Origin of the sequence: Fundidesulfovibrio agrisoli (assembly GCF_022808715.1) — a bacterium.
GTDB lineage: Bacteria > Desulfobacterota > Desulfovibrionia > Desulfovibrionales > Desulfovibrionaceae > Fundidesulfovibrio > Fundidesulfovibrio agrisoli.
The window spans coordinates 178,298-188,268 of sequence record NZ_JAKZKX010000007.1; the positions used below are offsets into that span (position 1 = coordinate 178,298).

The window sequence follows — 9,971 nt, forward strand, 5'->3', positions numbered from 1 at the left end:
TTGAAAGCATTGAGCGAAACACGTATGGTTAGCCCGTTTCGCACAGTCGCCGCGCCGACTCCCCGGTACGGCTCGCCACCAGGCATGCCTGCCGGCCGCGTGGTCTTTGGCCTCCAAGGCGCCGCCTTGCGGCGTCCGCACGCATAACGCTTGAGGGAGTACCGCGCTATGAGGCTTTCGCTGAAGGCTGCGTTTCTGGCCCCCGTTCTTCTGGTCGTGACCGTCGGCATGGCGGGCCTGGTCTGGCAGGGCTCGGCCGCCACCAGGGATTCCGCCCTGACCATGCTCCGGGCGGATATGCCCATCCTGGCGGGCACCATCGTCAAGGACGTCTCCGACTCCATGCGCCTCAAAACCGAGGCCCTCAAGACCTGGACGGCCATCGCCGTGGTCCAGGCCGCAGCGCGCGGAGAGGACAAGGACGGCGCCTTCCAGGCCCGCATGCAGGCCACCGTGAAGGGCATGCCGAGCATCGGCATCGGCTACACCAACATGTATTCGCTCAAGGGCGACCTCGTGGCCTCCAGCCTGCCCGGCCCGCTGGCCAAGGCCAACGTGGCAGACCGCGACTACTTCAAGGCCATCGTGGGGGGCGGCAAGGACCACGCCATCTCCAAGGCGCTCCTGAGCCGGGTCTCCAACAAGGCCGTCATCATCGTGGCCCAGGCCGTCAAGTCGCCACAGGGCGAACTGCTGGGCGTGATGACAGCCGGGGTGGACCTGCACACCATCACCGGCGACGTCTCGGCCACGCGCATCGGCTCCACGGGCCACGTGGTTGTCTTCGAGCCCGACGGCATGGCCGTGGCCCACCCCGACGAGGCGCAACTGCTCAAGAACGAGGCCTCCAAGAGCCCGCTCTTCCAGGCCGCCCTGGCCGTAAAGGCCTCCGAAACCGTCACCCTGCCCGACGGCGCCATGGCCGTCGTGGTCCGCGACGCCTTCACCGGCTGGGTCTTTTGCATCATCCCCCCCCTGGAGGACATGCACGCCCTGGTGCGCTCCTCGCTGAACAGGCAGGCCCTGCTGGCCCTGGCCGTCACCCTGGTGCTCGCCGCGGCCATCTGGCTGCTCTCCGTGAAGGTGGTGGCCAGCCCGCTGACCCGCTGCCTGGCCTTCGCCAAGGCCGTGGCCGGCGGCGACCTCGAGCGCAGCCTGCGCAGGGAGACCAGCTGCATCGAGCTGACCGAGCTCTCGCAGAGCCTCGACGAGATGGTCGGGGAGCTCAAGGCGAGCCTCACCTCCGTTGCCGAGAAGGAGTGCCGCGCCAACGAGGAGGCCCTGCGCGCCCAGGACGCCCTGCGCCAGGCCGAGGAGGCTTCGGCCAAGGCGGCCACGTCCCGCCAGGAGGCCCTTGGCGAGGCAGCGAACATCCTCCAGGAGGTCATGGCCGGGTTCAACGCCTCGTCCGACGCGCTCACCTCGGAGATGGACGGCGCGCTGAACGACACCGGCTCCCAGCAGGACCGCACCGTGCAGACCGCCACGGCCATGGAGCAGATGACCGCCACCATCATGGAGGTCTCCCGGAGCGCCCAGGACGCCGCCAGCCAGACCGGGCTGGCCAGCGAGCGCGCCAACGACGGCAAGCGCATGGTGGAGCAGGCCGTGGACGCCATCTCCGGGGTTGACGCCCTGGCGAACCAGATCAGGCAGGCCATGCACGGCCTCGCCCAGCAGACCCGCGCGGTGGATCAGGTGATGACGGTCATCTCCGACATCGCGGACCAGACCAACCTCCTGGCCCTGAACGCCGCCATCGAGGCCGCCCGCGCGGGCGAGCACGGGCGCGGCTTCGCCGTGGTGGCCGACGAGGTGCGCAAGCTGGCGGAAAAGACCATGACCGCCACCCGCGAGGTGGGCCAGACCATCACCGCCATCCAGACCGGCACCCTGGACAACGCCGCCCAGGTGGAGCGCATGGCCGAGGCCGCCTCGCAGGCCAGCGCCCTGGCCAAGACCTCCGGCGGGTCGCTCGCGGAGATCGTCTCCCTGGTGGAGACCGCCTCGGACCAGGTGCGGGCCATTGCCACCGCCTCCGAGGAGCAGTCCGCCGCCAGCGAGGAGATCAACCGCTCCGTGGACGAGGTGCGCGAGCTTGCCGGGCGCATCGCCCAGGCCATGTCCCGCGCGGAACAGGCCCTGCGCGACCTGGCCGCCCAGGGCGACACGCTGGACCGGGTCATCGGGCAGCTTCGCGGCAGGGAGATCACCGCCTAGCAGCCTGCTGAAAACACCCCGCAGGCTTCGTTGCCTCGAAAAAGTCAAACCCTCTCGTATGCCGAATACGCGTCGGCCTTGACTTTTTCTTGCGCCTTGCCTGCGGGCGTTTTGAACAGGCTGCAACAATCGACCCTCTCACCGGACTACAAGACCCGCTCATGCTGCTGGAGCTCTGCGAATATCTGCTCACCCCCTGCCCGGCCCTGGCCCGGCGGGCGGGGCTCAAGCGCGAGGCCGTGGCCATCCGCGCCCGCCACGCGCGCAACCGCCTGGCCTGGCGGCCGCACCTGGAGGCCAGCAAGGCCTTCATGCTGGAGTGCGCGCGCCGTTGCCCCCGCCAAGACCTGGCGGTGGTCCTCGGCTCCGGGGCCTTGCTGGACGTGCCCCTGCACGAACTGGCCGGGATGTTCAAGCGCGTCATCCTGGCGGACGTGGTCCACCCCTTGTCGGCCCGCTGGCAGGCGCGCACCTTGCCTGGCGTGAGCCTCGCCCACCTTGACGCGAGCGGCGCGCTCGAAGACGCGCTGGCCGGGCGGGAGCCCGGTGACCGGGCCGGGCGGGCGCTGCCGGATTACCTGGATTCGCTGCGCCCCGATTTCATCGTCTCCGCCAACATCCTCTCGCAGATTCCCCTGGCCCCGCTGGCGCTGCTGCACGGCGCAGCCGCGCAAGGCCTGGGCGCGCGACTCGTGCGCGAACACCTTCGGGCGCTCGAAGGCGCTCCCGCTCCCGTCTGCCTGATCACGGACACGCTGCGCCTGGGCGGGGAAAAGCCGCTGGACCTGCTCCACGGCGTCCCCCTGCCCGGCACGCCTGAGCGCACCTGGACCTGGAACATCGCCCCGCGCCCGGAGATATCGCCGGATAGGGACTACTCTCATCAGGTGGCCGGGTTGTTTCTCCCTAACTGACGCTCGCGCCCTCCGAACCGCATATTTTTTCACCCCTCCACCGACTTTCTCCCCACATAGCCCTATGTGGGTATACTTTCCTTTCAAGCTGCGGATAATCGCTCCCTGCCCTGGCAAGGAGCACCCGTGGCCCACGCATCCACGAAACAAAGCAGCATCTTCTCGTCCGTCGTCGCCTTCGACGGCGGCCTCAACGTGGCCGACGACCCGGCCGGGCTGCCAGACAACCAACTGGCCGAAGCCCTGAACCTCTACTACGCCGAAGGCCGCAGCGTCCTCACCACGCGGCCCGGCCTCGTGCACGTGTCCGGCCCGCCGCCCGGCGGCCCGGACATCCTGGCTCTGCACTGGTACGCCAAGGACGTGGACACCGGCTTCCTGATCGCCGCCACCTCCGACGGCAAGCTCCACAGCCTGGACCTTTCCGCCCAGCCCCCGGCCTGGACCCACGTTGCCGACCTGGACCAGCCCGGCGTCACCCCGAGCCTGGTCACCTTCCACGGCAAGCTCGTCATCGCGGACGGCGGCCCGCACCTGCGCGCCTGGGACGGTTCGGCCCTCGAAACCGTGAGCTCCTCCCCCTCGGCTACGGCCCTGGTGGAGGTGGGCGGCCGCCTGGCCGCCAACTCCGCGCAGGACCTGGACGGCGTGGCCTTCAGCGGCCCCTTCGACGAGACCGACTGGGACATCGAGCAGGGGGCGGTGTTCCTGCGCGCCGGGTACGGCGACGGCCTGCGCGTCAACGCCTTCGGCGTCATCGGGAAGGACCTGGTGGTCTTCAAGTCCGGCGACTCGGCCAGGCGCATCCTGCGCCTGCAGACCGACGGCACCGTGGACCAGTGGTCCATCACGGAGCTCTCCCGCAACCAGAGCGCCTCGGGCCCGCGCGCCGTGGAGTTCGTGGGCAACAACCTGTTCTTCGCCGGGCACGGCGGCATCATGGACCTGGCCGGGGTGCAGCAATACGGCGACATCCAGGTGGGGGTGGCGGGGCGGCCCGTGAACCCGCTGCTGGGGGGCCGCAACGTCTCCTCATTGCGCTTCGTGCCCGCGTTGGGGGCCATGCTGGTCTTCATCGAGGGCGACCCCCAGGTGCTGGCCTTCCACCCGCACAACCAGGCCTGGACCCGCTTCGACTTCCAGGGCCGGATCATGGCCGATGCCTGCCAGGCGGGCGGCACGGTCTACCTGGCCGGGCGCGGGGGCTTGGTCTACCGCCTGGGGCCCGAGGAATCCCGAGACGAAATCCAGCCCGGCGACCACGCCGACATCGCCTCCACCGTGCGCTCCAAGGTGTTCACCACCCAGGGCGCGCTGGTGCTGCGCAACGCCCAGCTCGACTTCGAGGCCCTCTCCCCCGGCGCGGGCTCCCTCCAGGCTCTCGGCTCCGACCAGGTCAGCCCCGTGGAGCTCATCGCCTGGAGCGCCAACCCGGGCCTGGGCAAGCTGAGCGACGCCACCGGCATGCTGGCCCAGGCGGACGAGGTTCTCGGCGTCTCCTCGCAGACCAAGAGCATCTCGCGCACCCGCTTCCGGGATTGGGCAGTGTCCTTCCAGTTGACAACCACCGGAGGCCGCATCCGCCTCCGCCGTTGCCAGGCGGAATTCGCCCGCGTCAACGGATAAACCATCAAGGAGATCGAACCATGAGCTATGACGGACCCACCACCTTCGGCCTGACCCAGGCCCACCTCCTGGCCGAACAGAACGGCGTGGACCCCTACCGCCCCGCACCCTACCTGGACGACAGCCAGTGGTGGGGCAACAGCGCCGTGCGCCCCGCCCAGACCCAGTGGACGCCCCCGGCCTACCAGAACTTCCAGTACAGCGCGTACCAGGCTCCGGGAGGCGATCCCGCCTACCAAGCCTATGGCGTCCAGGCCCCGGTCTACGCCGGGCTCGAAGGCGGCGACTACGACCGCTACGAGAACGCCCTGCGCTCAAGCGGCGAAATCGCGGCCAAGACCGCCTACGACAACACCCGCCGGAACCTGGTGGACTCCTACTCCAACCGGGGGCTCTACGGCTCCAGCCAGTTCACCAGGCAGATGGACCAGCAGGCCGACAACACCTACCTGAACTCTCTGGTGAACAACGCGGCCCAGGCCACGGCCAAACGCTACGACCTGCAGCAGCAGGACCAGCAGTTCGCCAGCACCCAACAGATGCAGGCCTGGAACGCCCTCATGAACGAGAACCAGGCCGCCAACCAGGAGCGCTACAACGTCTGGCAGAACCGCATGGGCGAGAACCAGTACATGAACAACCTGGCCTACCAGGACAACGCCGCGGCCAACGCCTACAACTACCGCTCCAGCGAGGACCAGCGCGACTGGACCGACGCCCAGGCCCAGCGCCAGATCGACTTCGGCAACATGCTGGCCCAGAGCCGCCAGGACTGGGACACCCAGGGCATGTACTGGGACGCCCGCCAGAACGACGCGGCCTGGAACCGCATCTACGGCACCTGGAGCCAGGTGGACCCCGACGTGGAGCACTGGGAGAAGAAGATGCTCAAGAACGCGGCCAACCAGTCCTCCGGTTCGGGCCTTGGCTCAAGCCTGGGCTCGGTGCTGGGCGGCATCGGCGGCGGCATCATCGGCGGGCTGGCCACTGGAGGCGCGGGCATCGGCCTGGGCGCCTCGCTGGGCAGCTCGCTCGGCGGCGGCGTGGGCGGCCTGGTGGAGAGCGGCAACCCCGGCTCCCTGCTGCGCGCCGTGGGCGGCAACATGGGCACATTGGGCAGCCTGGCCCAAAACCTGTTCTAGCGAGCCCGGGATAGCCCAGTCCTGGCAATAAGCCGGGCCATTCGGGCCGGACAGACGGGCCGGACACGCGGGCCAGCGCCCCTTCCTAAACCGGGCGCGGCGGGTTATGCACGGGCATGATCCTCCGCGCCCTTTTCCTGCTGCTGGCCCTGGTTTCCGGAGCCGCGACCGCGCTCGCGGCCGCGCCCCTCGCCCACTCCATCGACGCCGTGCTGGACCTCCCCGGCAAGCGGCTCCTGGTTACGGACGCCATCACCCTGCCCGAGCCCCGGACCGCCGCTGAACTCACCCTGACCCTCGCGCCCTCGGCGGCGGGCCTCGCCGTGGAGGCGGGCGGCAACGTTCTGAAGCCCGCCCGCTCCGGGGAGACAGTGCGGGTGACTCCGCCCAAGGGAGCGATGGCCGTGACCCTGCGCTACACCATCGCCCTGGGCCAGCCGCCGCAGGCCGGGCCGGGAGGAACCGACAACCCCGGAGCCCTGGCCGACGAAGCCGTGGCCGGGCCGGACTGGGCCATGCTCATGCCCGGCAGCCTCTGGCACCCGGCGGGCCTGACGGGGCAGGACGCCTACCATCTGCGGGTGAGCGCCACGGGCGGCGTCAAGGCCGTGAGCCAGGGCGGGCTGGAGGGCTTCAGCCAGGAGGGCGAAAACACCGTCTCGACCTGGAACGTGCGCAAACCGGTTGGCAGGCTGGGGCTGTGCCTGGCCCGCTACGTGTTTGAGGAGCGCCGGGAGACCCTCCCCGGCGGGAGCGCCGTGGCCGTGCAGACATTCTTCCTGCCCGAATCCAAGGTCTCCCCGGACATCTACCTGGAGGCCGCAGCCCGCCACCTGCGCTTCTATTCCGAGCTGCACGGCCCCTACCCGCTGGAAAAGTTCGCCGTGGTGGAGAACCCGCTGCCCACGGGCTACGGCTTCCCCTCCTACACGCTGCTGGGCTCCCAGGTGCTGGCCCTGCCCTTCATCCCGGAGACCAGCCTGCGCCACGAAGTCGCCCACGGCTGGTGGGGCAACGGGGTGCTGGTCGCTGGCGAATCCGGCAACTGGTGCGAGGGGCTGACCACCTACGTGGCGGACTATCTCGCGCAGGAGCTGGCCGCCCCCGCCGAGGGCAAGGCCTACCGCCTGCGGACGCTGCGGGCCTTCTCCGCCCTGACGGCGCAGACCCCCGGGGCGGACATGCCTCTGGAGCGCTTCGGCTCGCGCTTCTCAGCCGCCAGCCAGGCCGTGGGCTACGGCAAGGCCATATTCGTGTTCCACATGCTGCGCGGCTTCACCGGGGACGAGGCTTTCTGGGCCGGGCTGCGCCACATCTACGCGGCGAAGCTGTTCCAGCCCGCCGCGTGGGAGGACTTCCGCGAAACATTCGCCGGGCAGGGCGAGTTCAGCCAGGAGCGCGGCCGCCGCTTCATGGAACAGTGGCTCACCCGCACGGGCGGCCCCGTGATGTCGCTGGACCAGGCCACGAGCGAGCCGGACCCCGCCGGGGGCTGGGTCGTGAAGGCCGAGGCCGTGCAGAAGGGCGCCCCCTATCTGCTCAGGCTCGCGGCCCAGGTGGACTACGAGGGAGGAACGCAACGCACGGAGTTCGTCATGGAGGGGGAACGGGCGGGCTTCGAGCTGCGCACGCCGGGCAAGCCCCTGCGCCTGCGCCTGGACCCGGACGCGGACTGCTTCCGCCTGCTGGACCCGTCCGAGGTGCCGCCCTCGGTGAACACGGTCAAGGGCGCGCGGGAACTGCGCGTGCTGGTGGCCGCCGACGCCCCGCAGGGCGTGCGCGCGGCCCTGCCCGTGCTGCTGGGCGGTCTGGGCCAGACGAAGGCGGCCGTACTGGAGGAGGAGAAGCTCACCCCGGAGCAGAAGCGCAGCCTGGAGAGCGGCAACGTGCTGGTGCTGGGCATGCCCCGCTTCCCGCTGCCGGGCCTGCGCGACGTGATGCCCGACGCCCCCGGCGCGGACACGGTGTTCGCGGCCCTGGAGCGCGAGGGCGGCTGCGTGGCCGTGTTCCAGGCATCAGCGAGGGGCGATGCGGGGGCCGATGCGCAGGCCGTGGTCCAGGCCGTGGTCCAGGCGGCGAACAAGGTCACGCACTACGGCTCGTTCGGGCTTTTGGGCTTCGCGGGCGGGCGCAACGTGCTCAAGGCCACGCTCGAGCCCAGGCGCACGCCCATGCTGAGGGAATTCGACTAGTTTCGCCGGGGGCGCACGGGCCGCGCGGCGAATTCGCGCAGGGCGTCCCGCCCTATCCAGCGGGCGCTTTGCGAGGCGGACCCGGCCAATTCACCGGCCACGGCCTCGGCCCGCAGCCTAAGGCCCTGGCTGCGCTTGCCTATCTGGCGCAAGGCCCAGTTCACGGCCTTCTTCACGAAATTGCGGCCATCGCCCGACATCAGGACGATCCGCTCCAGGCAGGGCTCGAAGGCCTCGTCCGCGGCCGTGCGGTCGTGCACGGCCAACTGGGCCATGAGCGAAAAACCGGCCCGGCGCACGAACTCCTCCTCCCGCAGGGACCACGAATCGGCCAGCTCCCAGGCCGGGGCGCACTTCACCGCCAGCTTGTTGCAGAACTGGTCCGTCACATCCCAGGAGTCGCAGTCCGCCGCCCAGGCGTCCAGCAGGGCCTTGTCCGCCCGGGCCGGGTCGGCGGTCATGCAGGCCAGGATGCGCGCCTCGTGCACGCCCGTCTCCCAGAGGGCCAGGGCCAGGGCGTGGTCGCGCCCCGTCTCGCGGGCCATGGCCCTCAGGGGGACCATGCCCACCCCCAGCGCCCGCGCCGTGTTGATGCCGAAGCGGGCCATGCCCTGCCGGTTGCGCTCACTGCCGAGCGGCCTCAGCCGGGCCAGGATGTCCGCCGCGTCCATCCCGCTATGCCAGCAGGGCGTAGGCCAGGCCCACAAGCACCAGGCTGGCGGCCCGGAAGGCCTGGTTGTGCACGATGAGCTTCATGGCCAGGGCCGGGCGGAAGATGCCAGCGTAGTACGGGAACTGGTGCCGGAAGGCCCGCATGGGCGTGGAGAGCAGGTTGCCCAGCAGCAGGGCCAGCACGATCTCCTTGGCGGGGAGGTCGCCAGCGTGGAGCAGCGCGCCCGCGGCGGCCAGCCCGGCGGTGAACTCGGCCGCCATGCCGAATACCACGATGGAGGCCGCCTTGGGCGAGAGCCACTGCACCGAGGCCATGTGTTCGCCCATGAAGCGCTCCGCCGCGCCGAAGAAACCCCAGGAGTTGAGCGCCACCATGCCCGCGTAGATGGGCGCGGTGATCAGGCAGATCTTCACGATGCGCTTCTTGAAGCGCCGCCAGCTCTTGTGCAGGGCCTCGCGCCAGGTGGGGCCCTTCTCGGGCAGCTGGCACTCCAGGCAGCCCTCCTCCTGCGGGGGCAGCACGGCGCGCCCCGCCAGCACGATGAGCAGCGAGCGCAACAGCGCCGCGCCCAGCGTCAGCCCGACGTAGACGGCGCCCGCCGAACCGAGGAAGGGCATGGCCACAAGCACCATGGTGGGCATGTGCAGGAAGTACGTGGGCAGGGAGTTGAACAGGTTGGCCAGGATCAGCTCCCGGTCGGAGAGCCTCCCCTGCTGGTGGGCCTCTGCCAGCATGGTGTTGGCCGCCATGCCCGAGAAGAAGGCCAGGGAGAAGCTGGCCCCAACCACGTCCTGCATGTTGCCCAGGCGCACCAGGGGCTTGGCGAAGCGCGCCAGGTAGCGCGTCCAGTTCAGGGTTTCGATGAGGTTGGCCACGAGCAGCGAGATGCTGAGCGTCAGCAGGAGCTTGCCCAGGGGCAGCACCACGCTGTGGAGGACGGCGGTGAAGGTCATAGGGTGCGCACCATAGCGCGGGCTCGGGCGGTTGCCAACGGAGATGTACGTGCGAAGCCTATGCGGGATTCCAAAGGGCGGAGCCCTTTGGCCGCCGGAGGCTTCCTCACCTAGCAGCGTTGCACCCGAAGAAAGAAGCCTCCGGCGGGGGGGGGGGGGGGGGGGGGGGGGGGGGGGGGGGGGGGGGGGGGGGGGGGGGGGGGGGGGGGGGGGGGGGGGGGGGGGGGGGGGGGGGGGGGGGGGGGGCGGGG

7 protein-coding genes are annotated in these 9,971 nt (G+C 70.3%); 5 read left to right on the forward strand and 2 right to left on the reverse strand.

Annotation, left to right across the window (positions count from 1 at the left end):
• Nucleotides 1-168: 168 nt before the first annotated feature.
• The 5 genes from MLE27_RS07625 to MLE27_RS07645 all read left to right on the forward strand — a co-directional run bounded on the left by MLE27_RS07625 (nt 169) and on the right by MLE27_RS07645 (nt 8,094).
• Complete coding sequence (locus MLE27_RS07625; protein WP_243311470.1) at nt 169-2,220, forward strand: methyl-accepting chemotaxis protein; 2,052 nt, start codon at nt 169-171, stop codon at nt 2,218-2,220.
• Between the two features lie 161 nt (nt 2,221-2,381).
• Entirely contained in the window at nt 2,382-3,134 is a 753-nt protein-coding gene (locus tag MLE27_RS07630; protein WP_243311471.1) for a hypothetical protein, read from the forward strand.
• A gap of 126 nt (nt 3,135-3,260) precedes the next feature.
• Nucleotides 3,261-4,760 (forward strand): hypothetical protein, encoded by a 1,500-nt coding sequence (locus MLE27_RS07635; RefSeq protein WP_243311472.1) that lies wholly within the window; start codon nt 3,261-3,263, stop codon nt 4,758-4,760.
• 20 nt (nt 4,761-4,780) lie between these two features.
• Nucleotides 4,781-5,902, forward strand: coding sequence for a hypothetical protein (locus tag MLE27_RS07640; RefSeq protein ID WP_243311473.1), 1,122 nt, complete (start codon nt 4,781-4,783; stop codon nt 5,900-5,902).
• A gap of 116 nt (nt 5,903-6,018) precedes the next feature.
• Nucleotides 6,019-8,094: a M1 family metallopeptidase gene (locus MLE27_RS07645; protein WP_243311474.1), complete on the forward strand. Its 2,076-nt coding sequence runs from the start codon at nt 6,019-6,021 to the stop codon at nt 8,092-8,094.
• On the opposite strand, the gene MLE27_RS07650 is transcribed toward MLE27_RS07645, so the two are convergent.
• Both MLE27_RS07650 and MLE27_RS07655 read right to left on the reverse strand, forming a co-directional pair.
• On the reverse strand, nt 8,091-8,765 hold the full coding sequence (locus MLE27_RS07650) for a DNA alkylation repair protein (protein WP_243311475.1): 675 nt from the start codon (nt 8,763-8,765) through the stop codon (nt 8,091-8,093). The two genes, MLE27_RS07645 and MLE27_RS07650, sit on opposite strands and share 4 nt — an antisense overlap.
• A gap of 4 nt (nt 8,766-8,769) precedes the next feature.
• Nucleotides 8,770-9,720: a hypothetical protein gene (locus MLE27_RS07655; protein WP_243311476.1), complete on the reverse strand. Its 951-nt coding sequence runs from the start codon at nt 9,718-9,720 to the stop codon at nt 8,770-8,772.
• Nucleotides 9,721-9,971 lie beyond the last annotated feature (251 nt).

Bases quoted from the DNA above. Each gene is read 5' to 3' on its own strand.
- MLE27_RS07625 (WP_243311470.1), top strand. From the start codon at position 169: ATGAGGCTTTCGCTGAAGGCTGCGTTTCTGGCCCCCGTTCTTCTGGTC.
- MLE27_RS07630 (WP_243311471.1), top strand. From the start codon at position 2,382: ATGCTGCTGGAGCTCTGCGAATATCTGCTCACCCCCTGCCCGGCCCTG.
- MLE27_RS07640 (WP_243311473.1), top strand. From the start codon at position 4,781: ATGAGCTATGACGGACCCACCACCTTCGGCCTGACCCAGGCCCACCTC.
- MLE27_RS07645 (WP_243311474.1), top strand. From the start codon at position 6,019: ATGATCCTCCGCGCCCTTTTCCTGCTGCTGGCCCTGGTTTCCGGAGCC.
- MLE27_RS07650 (WP_243311475.1), bottom strand. From the start codon at position 8,765: ATGGACGCGGCGGACATCCTGGCCCGGCTGAGGCCGCTCGGCAGTGAG.
- MLE27_RS07655 (WP_243311476.1), bottom strand. From the start codon at position 9,720: ATGACCTTCACCGCCGTCCTCCACAGCGTGGTGCTGCCCCTGGGCAAG.